Annotated in this window: 15 protein-coding genes; 13 read left to right on the top strand and 2 right to left on the bottom strand. The window is 62.1% G+C overall.

Features of this window, described 5'->3' with window-relative positions; translation table 11 throughout:
- Positions 1-9: 9 nt before the first annotated feature.
- From nuoI to NSJP_RS07375, 8 genes are all read left to right on the top strand, one after another.
- Entirely contained in the window at positions 10-588 is a 579-nt protein-coding gene (gene nuoI, locus NSJP_RS07410) for an NADH-quinone oxidoreductase subunit NuoI (protein WP_080886276.1), read from the top strand.
- Positions 589-616: 28 nt separating this feature from the next.
- On the top strand, positions 617-1,135 hold the full coding sequence (locus tag NSJP_RS07405) for an NADH-quinone oxidoreductase subunit J family protein (protein ID WP_080886275.1): 519 nt from the start codon (positions 617-619) through the stop codon (positions 1,133-1,135).
- Positions 1,132-1,437, top strand: a complete 306-nt coding sequence (nuoK, locus tag NSJP_RS07400; RefSeq protein WP_080886274.1) for an NADH-quinone oxidoreductase subunit NuoK — start codon at positions 1,132-1,134, stop codon at positions 1,435-1,437. The genes NSJP_RS07405 and nuoK overlap by 4 nt, the downstream gene beginning before the upstream one ends.
- A 102-nt stretch (positions 1,438-1,539) precedes the next feature.
- Positions 1,540-3,435, top strand: coding sequence for an NADH-quinone oxidoreductase subunit L (gene nuoL / locus NSJP_RS07395; protein ID WP_080886273.1), 1,896 nt, complete (start codon positions 1,540-1,542; stop codon positions 3,433-3,435).
- Positions 3,436-3,480: 45 nt separating this feature from the next.
- Positions 3,481-5,037 (top strand): NADH-quinone oxidoreductase subunit M, encoded by a 1,557-nt coding sequence (locus NSJP_RS07390; RefSeq protein WP_080886272.1) that lies wholly within the window; start codon positions 3,481-3,483, stop codon positions 5,035-5,037.
- Positions 5,034-6,521, top strand: coding sequence for an NADH-quinone oxidoreductase subunit N (locus NSJP_RS07385; RefSeq protein ID WP_080886271.1), 1,488 nt, complete (start codon positions 5,034-5,036; stop codon positions 6,519-6,521). Before NSJP_RS07390 ends, NSJP_RS07385 begins: the two co-directional genes overlap by 4 nt.
- Before the next feature lie 79 nt (positions 6,522-6,600).
- Complete coding sequence (locus NSJP_RS07380; protein ID WP_080886270.1) at positions 6,601-7,461, top strand: YihY/virulence factor BrkB family protein; 861 nt, start codon at positions 6,601-6,603, stop codon at positions 7,459-7,461.
- 96 nt (positions 7,462-7,557) lie between these two features.
- A complete protein-coding gene (locus tag NSJP_RS07375; protein ID WP_080886269.1) occupies positions 7,558-8,916 on the top strand; it encodes a hypothetical protein in 1,359 nt (452 codons plus the stop codon).
- A gap of 27 nt (positions 8,917-8,943) precedes the next feature.
- Here the strand turns inward: NSJP_RS07375 and NSJP_RS07370 are convergent, their stop codons facing one another.
- Positions 8,944-10,089, bottom strand: coding sequence for a site-2 protease family protein (locus tag NSJP_RS07370; RefSeq protein ID WP_172834223.1), 1,146 nt, complete (start codon positions 10,087-10,089; stop codon positions 8,944-8,946).
- 71 nt (positions 10,090-10,160) lie between these two features.
- Here NSJP_RS07370 and NSJP_RS07365 point away from each other — a divergent pair, with 71 nt between their 5' ends.
- From NSJP_RS07365 to uvrC, 5 genes are all read left to right on the top strand, one after another.
- Positions 10,161-10,868 (top strand): polysaccharide deacetylase family protein, encoded by a 708-nt coding sequence (locus NSJP_RS07365; protein ID WP_080886267.1) that lies wholly within the window; start codon positions 10,161-10,163, stop codon positions 10,866-10,868.
- Between the two features lie 20 nt (positions 10,869-10,888).
- Positions 10,889-11,338, top strand: a complete 450-nt coding sequence (locus NSJP_RS07360; RefSeq protein WP_172834222.1) for a GNAT family N-acetyltransferase — start codon at positions 10,889-10,891, stop codon at positions 11,336-11,338.
- A gap of 11 nt (positions 11,339-11,349) precedes the next feature.
- Entirely contained in the window at positions 11,350-11,748 is a 399-nt protein-coding gene (locus NSJP_RS07355; RefSeq protein WP_080886265.1) for a VOC family protein, read from the top strand.
- A 253-nt stretch (positions 11,749-12,001) separates the two neighbouring features.
- Positions 12,002-12,886 carry a diaminopimelate epimerase gene (gene dapF / locus NSJP_RS07350; RefSeq protein ID WP_080886264.1) on the top strand — a complete coding sequence of 295 codons (885 nt, stop codon included), beginning with the start codon at positions 12,002-12,004 and terminating at the stop codon, positions 12,884-12,886.
- 94 nt (positions 12,887-12,980) lie between these two features.
- A complete protein-coding gene (gene uvrC, locus NSJP_RS07345; protein ID WP_080886263.1) occupies positions 12,981-14,795 on the top strand; it encodes an excinuclease ABC subunit UvrC in 1,815 nt (604 codons plus the stop codon).
- Positions 14,796-14,818: 23 nt separating this feature from the next.
- On the opposite strand, the gene NSJP_RS07340 is transcribed toward uvrC, so the two are convergent.
- Positions 14,819-16,168: an OmpP1/FadL family transporter gene (locus NSJP_RS07340; RefSeq protein WP_080886262.1), complete on the bottom strand. Its 1,350-nt coding sequence runs from the start codon at positions 16,166-16,168 to the stop codon at positions 14,819-14,821.
- Positions 16,169-16,287: the final 119 nt, after the last annotated feature.

The following is a 16,287-nucleotide window of genomic DNA, read 5'->3' as shown; positions in this document are numbered from 1 at the left end:
GAGGGACCGATGTCGACCGCACCGGTTCAAACCGGCTCCAAACGCCCATCGCGGTTCGTCGAGTGGCTCAAGACCATCGTCTTCTACGAGCTCCTCGTGGGGATGAAGGCCACCATGTCGCACCTGCTTCACTACAAACCGATCACAGTCCAATATCCGCATGAAAAGCGGGCGCTTCCCGACAACTATCGCGGGATGCTCGGGCTGCTCCGGTACGACGACGGGACGGAAAAATGCGTGGGCTGCGATCTGTGCGAGGCGGCCTGTCCGTCGCGAGTGATCCGGGTCGTCAGCGCCGAAGTGCCGGGCGAGCCCACCAAACGCTATTCCAAAGAATATTACATGGACATGACCCGCTGCCTGTTCTGCGGCATGTGCGTGAAAGCCTGTCCGGTCGACGCCCTCGGCATGTCGCAGGAATTCGAATGGGCGGTGTACGACAAACGCCAGCTGCATCTCAACAAGCAGCAGCTGCTCGCGATCGGCGACCGGTCCTTTCCGGTCCGGGAAAAGCGTCTGGAACTGCAGCATCCGAACGTGGCCTTTTTCAACGTGTCGTTCGGTCACGTGCCGCAGAAGCCGAACTGACGCCGGCACAGCCGCGGAAACGGTAAACGTGGAATCCTTGTTCTTTTTTTACTTCGCCCTGGTCATTGCCCTGACCTCGATTCTGGTCGTGGCGCTGCACAACCCTATCTACAGCGCCCTGTCCCTGCTGATCATGTTTTTTCACGTGGCCGGGCTCTATGTGACGTTGCACGCGGAGTTTCTGGCGGCCGTGCAGATCATTGTCTACGCAGGAGCGATCCTGGTGCTCTACCTGTTCGTGGTGATGCTCCTGAACCTCAAGCACGACGAACGGTACCACCATCAATGGCCCATTGCCGCCGCGGTCGGAGGCATCCTGGTCATCGAGGGAACGGTCCTGGCCCTGCTGAAGGGACAGGCCGGCCCCAGAGCCGGTTCGGCGGAAACAGCCGCGGTGGAAGGGCTCGGAAATACCGAAGCACTCGGAGACGTCCTCTATACGTCGTATCTGTTCCCCTTCGAAGTCGCCTCGCTGATCCTGCTCGTCGCCATGATCGGCGCGATCATCCTCGCCAAGCGCGATCTTCCGGAGTCGGCGGAATCATGACCGTGCCCCTGTCGTTCTATCTCATTCTCAGCGGCGTGGTGTTCCTGACCGGGCTGGTCGGTGTGTTGATCAGGCGGAACATCATCATCATTCTCCTGTCCGTGGAGCTCATGTTGAACGCCACGAACATCAACTTCGTGGCCTTCTCGGAATACTTTCACCATGCCGCGGGGCAGGTCTTCGTCTTTTTCGCCCTGACCGTGGCGGCAGCGGAGGTGGCGGTGGGACTGGCCATCATCATCGCGCTGCACCGGTCGAAGTCCACGATCAACGTGGACGAATTCCAATTGCTGAAATGGTAGGAACTCAGCAGATGGCGAATAGCGTATGGCGAATGGCAGGGGCTCGGATCGGAAGTTTCACCATATGCCATATGCTATCGGCTATACGCTCTTAACAATTTTATGACCTACGAACTCATTCCACTTCTGCCGTTCGCCTCATTCCTGCTCCTCGGCCTCGGCGGCCACTGGATCAAGGAGAAGGCGCATTTCGTCGCCGTGCCGGCGGTCGCGGTGTCGTTCCTGCTGTCCCTGTTCGCCTTGATCAACGTGGGCGGCGGTCATCATACGACCCTCCCGTTGTATACCTGGCTCACCTCCGGTACGCTCGACGTGCATCTGGGCCTGACGATCGACCGGCTCACCGCCGCCATGCTCATCCTCGTGACGGGCGTCAGCACGCTCGTTCACGTCTACACGATCGGCTACATGGCGGGCGAACCGGGATACGCCCGTTTCTTCAGCTACATCGCGCTTTTCACCTTTTCCATGTTGATGCTGGTCCTGGCCGACAACTTCCTGCAGCTGTTCGTGTTCTGGGAAGCGGTCGGGCTCTGCTCTTATCTGCTGATCGGCCACTGGTACGAACGGGCGTCCGCCTGCGCCGCCGCCACCAAAGCCTTCATCGTCAACCGCGTGGGAGATTTCGGATTCATCCTGGGGTTGCTCCTGGTCTGGTTGACGTTCGGCTCGCTCGACTATGCAGAGGTCTTCGCCCGCGCCAAGGATTCGTCCGGCGCCACGCTGAACCTGCTCCATCCTTTCGGCGGGCAGTGGGACGTTCCGGTGTTGACGGTGATCTGCCTGCTGCTGTTCGTCGGCGCGGTCGGCAAGTCGGCGCAGGTCCCCCTGCACGTCTGGTTGCCGGACGCGATGGAAGGACCGACGCCCATCTCCGCCCTGATCCACGCAGCCACGATGGTGACGGCGGGGGTGTTCATGGTGGCGCGCCTGGCTCCGCTGTACGACCTGGCTCCCATGGCCGGCACCGTCGTAGCCATCGTCGGGGGGATGACGATGGTGTTGGGGGCGACGATCGCTCTCACCCAGACCGACATCAAGCGGGTCGTGGCCTATTCGACGATGAGCCAACTCGGGTACATGATGATGGCCTGCGGCCTGGGCGCCTACGCGGCCGGCATGTACCATCTCCTCACTCACGGTGCGTTCAAGGCGCTGCTCTTCCTGGGCTGCGGCTCGGTCATCATCGCACTCCATCACGAGCAGGACATGCGGCATATGGGCGGCCTCAAAGACAAACTGCCCGTCACCTACTGGACGTTCCTGATCGGCTCCCTGGCCTTGGCCGGATTTCCCCTCACCGCCGGGTTTTTCAGCAAAGACGCGCTGCTGATATCCGCGTGGAACGCCGGTCCGCTGGGACAGCTGCTCACGGTCCTCGGACTGTTGACGGCCCTGCTGACGGCGTTTTACAGCTTTCGTTTGGTCTTCGTGACATTCTGGGGACCTTCGCACGTCGACCCCCATCACGCATCGCACGTCCACGAACCGTCGCCGACCATGACGATCCCGCTGGTGATTCTGGCGGTGTGCAGCATCGCGGCCGGGTATTTCGGCATTCCGGCCTTCCTTGAACCGATGTTCGCCGGAGGCGCGGCCGAGGACCATCACGGCGGCGCGGCGCTGGCCATCATGCTGACCGCCACCCTGACCGGCATAGTCGGCATCGCCGGGGCTTATTACGTCTACGTCGCCAACCCGGCGCTTCCGGATCGATGGGCAAGGCAATGGGCATCCCTCTATCAGCTGTCTCTCAATAAATGGTACGTCGACGAAGTCTATGACCGGGCGATCGTCAGGCCGACGTTCACCGCCGCGCGAGAACTGTGGAAACGAGTGGACGTCGATGTCATCGACGGCGCGGTCAACGGCATGGGCCGGGGCGTCGCCTGGGGCGGGTGGATGCTGCGGCTCATTCAGAGCGGACAGACCCAACACTATGCGCTGGGCATGGCGCTGGGCGTCGTCGTGATGGTGACCGTATTTCTGATGTGGTAGAAGGACCGCCGCCGAGCAGCGGGCTTCGACGGCGCATGATTTGTGATGACTGATTTTCCCTGGCTCACCTTCCTGATATTCCTGCCACTGGCCGGAGCGGCCGCGCTTTGCCTGGTCAAGGACGAGAGCGTGAAATGGGTCGCCCAGGGGACCACACTGGCGAATTTCGCGGCGGCGCTGCCGCTCTGGTGGCGTTTCGACGCGCAGTCGAGCCAGATGCAATTCGTCGAACACGTGACCTGGATTACGACTCCTCCGATCCACTACAGCCTCGGCCTCGACGGCATCAGCCTTCCGCTGGTGCTCATGACCGCCGCGCTGATGCCGCTTTGCGTCCTGGCATCCTGGGCGTCCGTCACCACGCGGATCCGCGGCTTCATGGCGATGCTGCTGATCATGGAAACCGCGATGATCGGCGTCTTCGCCGCGCTCGACTTCGTGCTGTTCTACGTGTTCTGGGAAGCCATGTTGATCCCGATGTACCTGCTGATCGGCGTGTGGGGCGGGCCCAATCGCCTGTATGCCGCCATCAAGTTCTTCCTCTATACACTGGCGGGCAGCCTGCTGCTCCTCGTCGCCATCCTCGTCCTGTATTTCTACGGCGGGCGCACGTTCGACATCCTTGCCCTCAGCCAGGTGACCTATCCGGCCTCGCTTCAGGTCTGGCTCTTCCTTGCGTTCTTCGCCGCCTTCGCGGTGAAAGTGCCGATGTTCCCGTTCCATACGTGGCTGCCGGACGCCCACGTGGAGGCGCCGACGGCAGGCAGCGTCATCCTCGCCAGCGTGCTCCTGAAGATGGGCACGTACGGATTTCTCCGGTTCAGTCTGCCGATGCTGCCCGATGCCTCCCGCGACTTCACGCCGTTGATGGTGCTGCTGTCGATCGTCGCGATCATCTATGGCGCCTACATGGCACTGGCGCAGGCCGATCTCAAGAAACTGATCGCCTATTCCAGCGTCAGCCACATGGGATTCGTCACGCTCGGCATCTTCGTGCTGAATCAGCAGGGGATCGAGGGAGCCGTTCTGCAAATGGTCAACCACGGCATTACCACCGGCGGCCTGTTCCTCTGCGTCGGCATCATCTACGAACGGACGCACAGCCGGCTGATCGCCGACAATGCCGGTTTGGCGAAACCGATGCCGCAATACGCGACTCTGCTCGTGATCTTTTCGCTGTCCTCGCTCGGCCTGCCGGGCACCAACAGCTTCGTGGGCGAATTCCTCGTGCTGGTCGGGACAGTGCTCTGGAGCAAGGCGGCCACCGTCCTCGCCGCGCTCGGCATCATCCTCGCGGCCGTCTATATGCTCTGGATGGTGCAGCGTGTCGCATTCGGGGTTCCGTCGCCGGCGCAACTGCCGAAGCTCATCGACGTGAATCGTCGCGAGTTTGCCACCCTTGCCTCGCTGGTCGTGCTGGTCTTCTGGATCGGCGTATATCCGAATCCTCTCGTCAGCCGCATGCACGCGAGCGTGACAAAGACCTTGGACGTGATGGCGCGGACGAAGGTCGCTCCGGCAACCCATCCTTCCGCGTCGGCACCGGCGCCCGCCCCGGTCACCGCCGTGAAGATGAGGACCGAGGAGGCCCCTCTACGATGACGTCGTTTGGTCCCGATCTGCTCGTCATCCTTCCCGAACTCATCGTGATCGGGGCGGCCTGTCTCATTCTGGTGCTCGATCCGCTGACCGAGGCGTCGAAGAAAGAATGGCTCGCCTGGATCAGCCTGGGAGCGCTGGCCCTCTGCATCGGGTTGACGGGCGGACAGATCGGCACGCTGAACCTGCGCGTGTTCGCCTTCAACGACCTGGTCGTCGTGGACGCCTACGCCCGCTTCTGGAAACTTCTCCTGTACGTCGTGACGGGGCTGACGATTTTGATGTCGATGCCCTATCTGAAAGTCGAGCGACTCCACCTCGGAGAGTATTACGGCTTCATGCTGCTTTCGCTGTCCGGCATGCTGGTCATGGTGTCGGGTGCCGATCTGCTGACCATCTATCTGGGAACGGAGTTGATGTCGCTGTCGCTCTATGTGATGGCGGGGCTCAAACGGTCGTCGCCCCGGTCGCTGGAGGCTTCCGCCAAGTATTTCGTCCTGGGCGCGTTCTCCTCCGGCCTGCTGCTATACGGCATTTCCCTGCTGTATGGAGCGACCGGCGGCACCAAACTGGCGGCCATCGCCGGCGCGATCGGAAGCAGAGGGTTCGAGGATCCGTTGCTCATGATTGCGACCGTGCTGCTCACCGTCGGCTTCGGGTTCAAACTGGCCGTGGTGCCGTTCCACATGTGGACCCCGGACGTCTATCAGGGGGCTCCGACCTCGGTCACCGCCTTCATGGCGGTCGCCTCGAAAGCCGCGAGCTTCGCCGCCTTCCTCCGGGTCTTCGTGGAAGGTCTCGGCGGGTTGAAAGCCGACTGGTCAGGACTCTTCGTGATTCTCTGTCTGGCTACGCTCATCTTGGGCAACGTCGTGGCCATCGTCCAGACCAACATCAAGCGGATGCTGGCCTACTCCAGCATCGCCCATGCCGGCTATGCGCTGATCGGTGTGGTGGCCGCCGCGCGCGGAGCCGGCGAATCGGGCGGCGCCTCAGGGCTCGCCGCGGTCATGTTGTACCTCGTCGTCTATGCCTTCATGACCCTCGGGGCCTTCGCGATGATCGGCCTGTTCCGTCGGGGAGGCCTCGAAAGCGAAAACATCGAGGACTTCGCCGGCCTGGCCAAACGCCAGCCACTGGCCGGATTCCTGATGCTCGTCTTCATGGTTTCTCTCGCCGGCATTCCGCCGACGGCCGGATTCATCGGAAAGTTCTACGTCTTCATGGCCGCCGTGGAGGCGGGATTGACGTGGCTCGCCGTGGTGGCCGTGATTTTTGCCGCCGTGTCCGCCTACTATTACATGCGGGTGGTGATGGTCATGTACATGCGCGAGCCGGAACCCACCACCGCCGAGCCGCCCCGCCTGCTTCCTTCCCCGGCCCTGTCCGTCGTGCTGGCCTTTGCCGTGGCGGGCGTCATCATCTTCGGGCTCTTCCCCAGCACACTCGCGAGCCTGGCGCTGCAATCGGTCCTCTCTCTCAAGTAAGCACCTGCAAGATTCCGTTCGTGCGAAGGACCACCCGCTCGTGCTAGGGTGAATCAATCCCTCCGGTTGCGAGTCCGCCATGACCATCTTGCCTCTGATCGGCAGTCTCATACGGTCGTTTCTCCGGCACGGATGCGGTAGCCTTGCCGCGTCCCTGGCATTTTTTTCGCTTCTCTCCCTGTTTCCGCTCGTCTTCCTGCTGCTTTACGGCGTCAGCTTCGTCGTGAGCCACGATGTGATCGGCGGCCAGGTTCTCCTGAGTTTTCTGAAGGGCTTCCTGCCCATTCTCGGCGCACGGCTGGCTGAAGAGCTGCAGCGGGTGGCCGAGATGGAAACGGTTCGTTGGCTGGTTTTCCTGTCCTTTGCGTGGTTCGGCACTCTGGTGTTCTATGAGCTCGACTACACGCTCAACGTCGTCTTCGACAGCACCAGACAGCGTCACCCGCTCATTTCCATCGTCATCTCGGTGGCCTTGCTCGGAGCGGCCAGCCTGTTGCTCATCGTGTCCTACGTGGCCACCCAGTCGGTAAACATCCTGGTCGCCAACGCGCCGCGCCTCTGGGGTTTGGATTTCCTGGCCTTGGCGGCGCACGACTTTTTCCTGACCTATACGCTGCCGTTCGCCCTCGCCTTTCTCACGGTGACTGTAGTCTATCGGTACGTCCCGCGCCGCCGCCCAGCCTGGCGCGAGGCCATGATCGGCGCGCTGACCTTCAGTCTGCTCTGGGTTTCCGCCAAACTGATCTTCGTGACCTACCGGGACTATGCCACGGTCTATACAGACCTGTACGGGTCCCTCCTCGAAGTCGTCCTGCTGTTGCTGTGGCTGTATTATTCGGCCAGCCTTTTCCTGTTCGGAGCGGTCGTCGCGCGGTCGCTGCAGCCGCGGCTTCAGACGGTCGGGCCCGCCGCGGCCAATCCATCGTCCTCTACAATCTGAGTCCCGCGGGCCGCCGCCGCTGTCGGCTTGTGGTCTTTTTCTGGCGAGGGGTCGGCTTCCTGGCTAGAATGGTCCACACGACGGAGGGGATTCGGCATGTCCGAGGACTTCGGAAAAGAATTCATGATGCTGGGGGGCACCATCGCGGGGTTCGTGGTGGCAATGCTGACCCTGATGGAAAAACTTCTGGACATCCAGAACCGGCTGAAGACCGGAAAAGAGTCCAAGAGCGCTGCCCCGCCCGCGGGAAAATCCTGGTCCGATGCGGCGCCGACGATCGATTTTTTTTCGGCCAAGCCGCTCCGGGGCACGTCCTATCTGTTGATGTATGAGACCGGCGTCATCGTGGCGGCGGGACTTCTGCTGAACTACGTCGGCCTCACCTTGAGCCGGCATCTGGAGAGTATCCTTTTCCTGGACATGACGGGGACGGCGCTGGTGGCGTTTCTTCTCGGACCCTGGTGGGGCGCCATTGCGGCGCTCATGTCGAATTCGATCGTTAACTGGCTGCTCTATCCGGAAGCCGGGGCGGACGTCGTGATTTTCCCCTGGTCGCTGGTGAGCATGACGGGCGCGTTCTATTGGGGCTGGATGGCAAGGCGGGCGGGCTTTCGCAAATACCTGAGAACCGGGAAAAGCTCAGCCTTGTCTCACGCCTGGTTCCTCTATATTTTCGGCGTCGGCGGTGCGGCCGTGATGAGTCTCCCCGGCACGTTCGTCCAGGCGGCGCTGCAGGAACATGCGGCGTTTGCCCTCAATCCGGAGGTCGCGGAGACCCTCAGCGCGAGGGTTCTGCTATGGGAGCAGACGGCGCACGAATACATCGAATCGCTCTTTGGTCTGACCTGGGCGGAAAGCATCAGCTGGTGGGTCGTCAATTGGTTCCAGAACTGGGTTCGCTACGTGCCGGATAAGACCATGAGCGCCGCCATCGCCTTGGTCGTCCTGAAGTACGGCTATCCGCTGTTCGAACGCGAACTCATCCATGGCGGATCGGACGGGGAACGTCCGAGGGACGAGCGGATTCTGCCGTTGATCCTGGGACTCATCTACGCGCCGTCGTTCGCCACCCTGCTGAGCAGCGAACTCTATCAGGGTTCCGTCTACTGGCCGTTGTGGGCCATGCCCTGGGTGCTCATCACGTGTGGATATTTTCGGCTGCGGTATTGGGGGCCGAGCAACGCGGCGTTGAAGGACGCCCGTCTGCAGCGCGCGGAGCGCTATGCCAAGGCCCTGAAACCGATCGGCAAGGAAGCGTCGTATGAATTCTGCCGGCGGCTCACGTTCGCCACGTTGATCGCCAGCCTGATCTTTGCCCTCTGTCTTCCGGTCCTCCTCATGGATTTCTACCGGGTGACGTTCAAATTCTTCTGCGTCGTCTACGGATTCCTCCTCGTCGTGCACCTGATCCGCATCGCGATCGCGCAGAACATTTCAGCCGCCCGAGCGGACTGATGGCGAGGGCCATCCTCGCTACTGTCGTCACGCTTTTCGCAATTGAAGGAACCGCGCGACTGACGACCGGGTAATCAGCCCAACCGGCTTGCCGTCCTCCGTCACGATCAGCCGATCCCAGCCCTCCTGAATCATCCGATCCAGCGCCAGCCTGACCGACCAGTCGGCAGGAATGAAGAGCGCTTCCGTCGATGGACGCATGATGTCGAGAACGGTTTTCCAGGCCCACAACCCCTGCGGGACGGCCTGCACGTCGTCCGTCGTCACGATGCCGACGATCCGGTCGTCCTCCGTCACGGGAAATCCGCTGAATCCGTAGGCGACGAAAAAGTCGTCCACGGCACCCTGCACGGAGAGGGTCGGAGAAACCGACACGACGTTGCGGATCATCACGTCGCGGACCATCGTGGTGTCGAGCACGATGCGGAGCCCGACCTGGCGGCGCGCGCTCCAAGCCGCGCCGCCCAGAAACGCGCCGATGAACAACAGCCAGCCGCCGTTGCCGGCCAGGGAGGGATCCAACGCGCCGGCAACGGTTCCCCCGACCACCAACGCGCCGAACCCGGCAAGCACGATCCCGAACAGAAATCCGACCGTGGCGGCCTGTCCGGTCGCCCGGTGGAAGTTTTTTCCCCAAGCCCACAGGCCGGCTCGCAGCACCCGTCCTCCGTCCAGGGGAAAGCCTGGAATGAGATTGAACAAGCCCAGATTGACGTTGACGATGCCCAGCAATCCTCCGAGCACGACGAACCCCTGCGTGCCGGAAAGATGAAGCACCGACTCCGCGAGGATCGTCCCTCCCAGACACAACAAGCCCAGCACAAGGCTGACGACGGGGCCGGCAATGGCGATGAGAAATTCCGCGCGCGGGCTCGGCGGCTCTTTCCCCATGTGCGCGACCCCGCCGAAGATGAACAACGTAATCTGTCCGATCGGAATCTGATACCGCTGGGCCACGTACGAATGACCAAGTTCGTGCAGGAGTACGGAAAGGAATAACAGCAGCGCGGCCGCGGCGCCCATGCCCCAATACCGTTGACCGGAGAGGCCCGGCAGGGCCTCGGGCAGATACCCGGTCGCGAGCGTCCAGCTCACGAACATGAAGACCAGGAACCACGACATATGGACGCGGATCGGGATGCCGAGGGCGCGGCCGATTTCGATGGCGGGCATGGACATGCCGTCACGGTATCAGCGGGAGAATTCCGGCGTCAACTCTCACCCGTTCGGGTATACTCACGGACATGTTGACACTTGCCGCCTGTGTCCGAGCGGTCCTCGTCCCGACGCTGGTTCTTTTGGCCGTCGGACCCGCCTTCGCGCAGGTGATCACCTCCGGGCCGGCCTCCTGTCCGGGAGTTGCGCTGACCTTCGACCTCTGCCCGGTTCGCGGAGGCAGCGGCTACGATCAACGGCTGGTCGACTATTTGATCGAACACCGCATCGCCGCCACATTTTTCATGTCCGGCACCTGGATGGCAAAACACGACGATCGGGTCAAAGAACTGCTCACGGTCCCGTTTTTCGAAGTCGGCACGCACGGGCAGGTCCATGCCCATCTCCCGGCGCATTCGTCTGAATCCCAGAAACAGGAGATTCTCGGCCCCGTCGCCCTCTTGAGGACGAAATACAACCGGCAGGCCCCCCTGTTTCGGCCGCCTTACGGCGAATACAACACTGAAACGGTGGACCTCGTGAAGGCGCTGGGCCTTCGATTCGTGCTGTGGAGCGTCGTGTCCGGCGATCCCGATCCGGCCCTGTCCGCGGCCCAGATCGAAACACGACTCTCTCGACTCACCAAGCAGGGCAGCATCATCGTCATGCACGCCAACGGCAAGGGCGCGCATACCTACGACGTCGTCACGCGTCTGCACGAGCACCTGTTGCCGCAACGACATTTGACGCCGATGACGGTCAGCGAGGTCCTCTCATGCCAACCGCCAGCTCCGTGAGGTTCCCACCCATCAGGATCATGAGGCCGGAAGACCGCGAGCCCGTTATCCGCCTGTTGCTCGCCTCCCAGCCGTGGAAACGTTTGGGGCATACCGCCGCCGATTGGAACCGGTATTTCGCTCCCCTGCCGCAGGGACGCGACAGTTACGTGGTGGATCAGGACGGCCTCGCCGCCGGTGTCGCCGTCGTCCGGCAAAAGTTTCTTCTCGGCGACTATCTGGAACTCTTCGGCGTCGCGGAAGCCGCCAGGAGCCGGGGGCTCGGAGGCCGGTTGCTGGCGTACGTCGAATCCCTCGTCTTTGCGCGGGCCAAGAATCTTTTCATCTGTGTCTCGGACTTCAACGAGCCGGCCCGCCGGTTCTACCGGAAGCACGGCTATCAGGAAATCGGCGCGATCCCCGATCTGCTCATCCCCGGATCCGCCGAAATGCTCCTCAGAAAAACCAGCGGTCCCTCGATGCGGGAGTAAAGGAACGAACCATGCGCGTCGCCAAATTTCTCCACACCCGAATGCGCGTCACTGACCTGGACAGGACGATCCGGTTCTATACGGAGGTCCTGGGGTTGGACGTACTGGAACGAAAGACCTCCCCCCGGGGATCGCAACTAGCCTTCTTGAAGGTGCCCAACAGCGATGAACTGATCGAACTGACCAGCTTCCCGCCCAGCGGCCCCGTGCGGGTGCAGGAAGATCTTGTCCACCTGGCCTTCCAAGTCGAGAACCTCGACGACACCATCGTCGCGCTCGGCGCCAAGGGTGTCCCCATTACCGACGGGCCCACGACGACGTCGTCGGGCAGCCGGTTCATCTTCATTGACGCTCCGGACGGCTATGAGATCGAACTGATCGAGCGTCCGAACGGCGTGACGATCGTCTAGCAGGCTGTTGAAAAGTCCGCCGGCTTCGTTCCCGCGTCGCTCAGGGACTCACGGGGGACTGGCTCTGGCGCAGCCGGTGCCTGTCCCGGTTTCCGACGGCAACGGAACCGTCGCCGATCGGAGGGGCGACAGTCTCCTCGCTGCGGCCCTTGCCGGACGGCCGGAGACCGCGCCTCCCCATTGACGTATTCCGCAGTGACAACGTATTGTTCCCGCGCTTCACGAACGACGGCAGACGAGAAAGGAACGTTGCATGAAGAACGGATTTTTTCGGGGGCACGGGCTGGGGAACGATTACCTCGTCATGGACCCCAAGGAGTTGACCTTCTCCCTGACGCCTGCTTCGATCAAACGGATATGCGACCGTAACTGGGGACTCGGCAGCGACGGAATTTTGGCCATCGTTCCGACGAAGCGGGCCGATTTCGGTCTTCGCATTTTCAATCCCGACGGCAGCGAAGCGGAAAAATCGGGCAACGGCCTCCGCATTTTCTCCCGCTACCTCCACGCGACCGGGCGGACGAAAAAAACCCGGTTCACGGTGGACACGAAGGGTGGGCTCGTGAGCATCGCCTTGCATCTCGACCGCCACGGGGACGCCGCGTCCGCCACCGTCGAGATGGGGCGGGCCACGTTCGATCCCGCTGCGCTTCCCTGTACGCTGCGCGTCGACGAATTACTCCGGGAACCGATCGATGCGGCCGGGCGTTCGCTTCGATTCACGGGAGTCAGCGTCGGCAATCCCCATTGCGTCGTCCTCAAACCCTCAGGCGAATCCTGGTCACGCGAAGACCTCCTTGCGCTGGGGCCGGCGCTGGAGAATCATGCGATCTTTCCCAAGCGGACCAACGTGCAACTGGCCGTTCCCACCGGCCCCGCCGAACTCTTCATCCTGATTTGGGAGCGGGGCGCGGGAGAAACGCAAGCGTCCGGTTCCTCATCCTGCGCGGCGGCTTCCGCCGCAGTCAGACTCGGGCTCGTGCGCTCTCCGGTGACGGTCAAGATGCCGGGCGGCGCGCTCACGATCGAGGTCGCGCAGGACTTCAGCCTCACCATGAAGGGCCCGGTGGCCGAAGTGGCCAGAGGCACACTCAGTGCCTCGTTCCTGCGGGAGCTTCGCGCCAAGCGCGGGAAGTGATCGGCTTCGCTCCTCGCCTCGGGCGGTTGCGTCGCATTTCTTCCGCTCGTTACAATGACTGACGTCCTGGGATTATCCGGGACAGCCGACTTCCATGGTCTTGTCAGCCGATCTTCAAGCCAAGCTGGCCCGCCTGCCGAACCAGCCGGGCGTCTACCTGTTCAAAGACGCCGCGGGTGACGTGGTGTATATCGGAAAGGCCGCCGTGCTGGCCGATCGCGTGCGCTCGTATTTTCAGAAGGGCGGCAACCATTCTCCCAAGACCTCCCTGCTGGTCAGCCTGATCGCCGATCTCGAAATTATGGTGACGCGCTCCGAACTCGAAGCGCTGATCCTTGAGAGCAACCTCGTCAAACGCCACCGGCCGCGATTCAACGTGGTGCTCCGCGACGACAAGCAGTATCCCTACCTCCGACTGCCGGTCAAAGAAGATTTCCCCCGCCTTTCCATCGTCCGTCGGGTGCAGCGGGACGGGGCGTTGTATTACGGCCCCTATACCCCGGCCGGCGCATTGCGGGAGACGTTGAAAGTCATCAAGAAAGTGTTTCCCTTGGCCACGTGCAGCATCGAGATCGACGGGAAGGCGGAACGCGCCTGCATCGAATTCGAGATCAAGCGCTGCATGGCTCCCTGCACCGGCAATCAATCCAGGGACGAGTACCACGAGATCGTCAAGCAGGTGCGCCAGTTCCTGGAGGGGCGCGACCGCGAATTATTGGACGAGCTTCGCGCGGGCATGGAGGCCGCGGCGGAACGGGAGGACTTCGAAGAGGCGGCGCGGCTGCGCGACCGCATGTTCAAGATCGAGCGGACCCTGGAGCGGCAACGAATCACGCAGACCGCATCGGTCGATCAGGACGTCATCGGCATCGCGCGGCTGGGCGCGGCAGTCGACCTTCAGCTCCTGTTCGTGCGGGGCGGACTCCTGATCGGGCGCAAAGACTTTTTCTGGCCCAGCGCCGCCGATACGCCCGACGACGAATTGGTGGTCGCCGCCGTCGAACAATTTTATAACAAGGACGGCCAGCCGCCGGCCGAATTGCTGGTGCCGGCGGACATTCCGGACGTCGACTTGATCACCCGATGGCTGTCCGAAAAGCGCGGGGATAGCGTGCGAGTGCTCGTGCCGGAGCGTGGCACAAAACATCAGTTGGTCAAACTGGCGGAGGAAAACGCGGCGGCGGCGGCGGCCGACCATTTGCGAGACGAGGCCATCGACCGTCAGGCGGGCGAGGAACTCCGGCGCCTGTTTCGGCTCGACCGTGCTCCCCGCCGCATCGAGGGCTTCGACATTTCCAATACCATGGGCGCCCAATCCGTCGCCTCGATGGTCGTATGGGAAGACGGCACTATGAAGAAGGCCGATTATCGGAAATTCAAAATCGCCACGGTCGAGGGAGCCAACGACTTCGCCAGCATTCAAGAGGCCGTCTCCCGTCGGTACGGCGGCATGGAAGGCTTGGCACGGCCGGATCTTGTTCTCATCGACGGCGGGCTCGGCCAGTTGGCCGCCGCCATCGAAGGGCTCAGGCAGGTCGGAGAAGGCCATCTTCCCGTGATCGGGCTGGCGAAGGCGCGCGGTGAAAAGGACGAGCGCGTCTTCCTGGCGGGACGGAAAAACCCGATCCCCTTGAGAGGACAATCGCCTGCCACCCATCTACTGCAGCGGATTCGCGACGAAGCGCACCGCTTCGCGGTGTCCTTCCATCGCACGCTGCGGGGCAAGGCGCTTCTTTCTTCGAAATTGGATCAGATCATCGGAATCGGCGAGATCAGACGCGCCCGCCTGCTCAAACGATTCGGCAGCGTCGAGCGGGTGGCGGCAGCCAGCGACGACGCCCTGAGAGAATCCGGGATCGACGAACGGACCGTCGCGGAACTTCGTAAAACGCTCACGGACTCTCGCTGAATCTACCGGCGAGAGGGATTCGCTCAATAGACGAATCTCAGGCTCACGATTCCCACCTGAACCGAGACCCGGTAGTCGCCGTTGACGGTCGGATTGATGTTGCCCGTCACCGTCCGCGATTCGTAGATCCACGCCTGATATGCCACATCCACGCCGATCGCCTTCGGCAAGAGCCATGATTCCCCTCCGCACGGAATCACACTGAGAAATCGGCCGCCCTCGCGGCAAAGCATGCCGCCGCCGACCGAGATCGTATTGGCCGTCAGGGATATCGTGGCAGGATTGAACGTCTGGTCGGGAACCGGATCCTGTGTCCGGGTGTATCCGCCTCGAGCGGCGACCTCCCAATGGTGCAACCACTCGGGGCTCAGCCATTTATATTCGGTCCCCACGGCCACGACCGGCACGTTTTTCCATTGCTGCGGCTGCGGCACGGTCACCCCGTTTGACAGACGGATATCGAGATTTCTGGCCGATTTCCAGCCGACGTATTCGACGTCGACCTCCAGCTTCCACTCCCGTTCGACCGTCCGAATCGGCCACAGCGCGAGGCCTCCGGAGAAAATCTGGGGCAGCACCAGGCTCGTGGACGCGTCGGCCGCCTTGGTCCCGTTGACGAGCAACGCGCCGTTGAGAGGCAACACCGCCTGGCTGTGATAGGTAAACCCGATCGACAGGACCGGCAGGCCTTCGGCACTTTTCATCGGCGCATACAGCAGGCTCGCCGCGAACCCGGCACCGGTACCGTTCCCGAAAAATTCCAATGAGGCACCGGCCGGTATGCCGCCCGTTCCTGCCGATACCTGTTGTTGCTGGGCCTGCCCTTCGCCGAGAAAGCTGGCAAACGTATAGATGTCAGCATTGAGCCCAATGGAGAGGGAGTCGGTGACCTTGTAAGCCACGGCCGGCTTGATGTCGATGAGCGGCAAGGTCGCCGAGGTGACCGCCGTATTGAACGGCCCATCCGTAGGATAACGCGTATTGAGTCCGAACGGGCTGGTCACGGCGATGCCGGCCGTGACCGCGGAAAGCCCGGTCAGACCGAGCGCGCCGAGATTCGCGCTCATATAGAAATGGCTGGGAGGTGGAAAGGCGACGCTCCCTCCCAAGTCTCCGCGTGTCGTCGCGCCGGTGGGACCGGTGAAATGAATCGAGCCGCCGACAAGCGCCGTCCCCATGTACGCCTGAAGGCCCGAGACCTGAGTTAGCCCGGCAGGATTATAGTGGATAGCTGAGGGATCGTCGGCTTGTGCCACGAAGGCGTTTCCTTGGCCTGTGGCGGACGCGCCTTGCGGTTGAAACCGTAGCGCTTGAGCGGCGACATTGGAGTACTGTAAGAGGACTGACAGAAAAATTCCAATGGTCCAGATCATGCTTAAGGATGAGGCCGGACAAGCAATTCAGGATGGTACTCACATACCTCTGTCCTGTCCACAGGAGATAGAGGCTTCAGGACTTATTATTAGATAGGGCTATTCAGCCCTATGGTCGT

The sequence above is a fragment of the Nitrospira japonica genome (assembly GCF_900169565.1).
In the GTDB taxonomy this organism is placed as follows: Bacteria; Nitrospirota; Nitrospiria; order Nitrospirales; family Nitrospiraceae; genus Nitrospira_C; species Nitrospira_C japonica_A.
The sequence above is the reverse complement of the archived record's forward strand: the minus strand, read 5'-3'. Positions and strand labels throughout refer to the sequence as shown.

Coding starts and splice junctions, on each gene's coding strand:
- nuoI (WP_080886276.1), top strand. CDS start 10: ATGTCGACCGCACCGGTTCAAACCGGCTCCAAACGCCCATCGCGGTTC.
- nuoK (WP_080886274.1), top strand. CDS start 1,132: ATGACCGTGCCCCTGTCGTTCTATCTCATTCTCAGCGGCGTGGTGTTC.
- nuoL (WP_080886273.1), top strand. CDS start 1,540: ATGACCTACGAACTCATTCCACTTCTGCCGTTCGCCTCATTCCTGCTC.
- NSJP_RS07390 (WP_080886272.1), top strand. CDS start 3,481: ATGACTGATTTTCCCTGGCTCACCTTCCTGATATTCCTGCCACTGGCC.
- NSJP_RS07385 (WP_080886271.1), top strand. CDS start 5,034: ATGACGTCGTTTGGTCCCGATCTGCTCGTCATCCTTCCCGAACTCATC.
- NSJP_RS07380 (WP_080886270.1), top strand. CDS start 6,601: ATGACCATCTTGCCTCTGATCGGCAGTCTCATACGGTCGTTTCTCCGG.
- NSJP_RS07375 (WP_080886269.1), top strand. CDS start 7,558: ATGTCCGAGGACTTCGGAAAAGAATTCATGATGCTGGGGGGCACCATC.
- NSJP_RS07370 (WP_172834223.1), bottom strand. CDS start 10,089: ATGCCCGCCATCGAAATCGGCCGCGCCCTCGGCATCCCGATCCGCGTC.
- NSJP_RS07365 (WP_080886267.1), top strand. CDS start 10,161: ATGTTGACACTTGCCGCCTGTGTCCGAGCGGTCCTCGTCCCGACGCTG.
- NSJP_RS07360 (WP_172834222.1), top strand. CDS start 10,889: ATGAGGCCGGAAGACCGCGAGCCCGTTATCCGCCTGTTGCTCGCCTCC.
- NSJP_RS07355 (WP_080886265.1), top strand. CDS start 11,350: ATGCGCGTCGCCAAATTTCTCCACACCCGAATGCGCGTCACTGACCTG.
- dapF (WP_080886264.1), top strand. CDS start 12,002: ATGAAGAACGGATTTTTTCGGGGGCACGGGCTGGGGAACGATTACCTC.
- uvrC (WP_080886263.1), top strand. CDS start 12,981: ATGGTCTTGTCAGCCGATCTTCAAGCCAAGCTGGCCCGCCTGCCGAAC.
- NSJP_RS07340 (WP_080886262.1), bottom strand. CDS start 16,168: ATGATCTGGACCATTGGAATTTTTCTGTCAGTCCTCTTACAGTACTCC.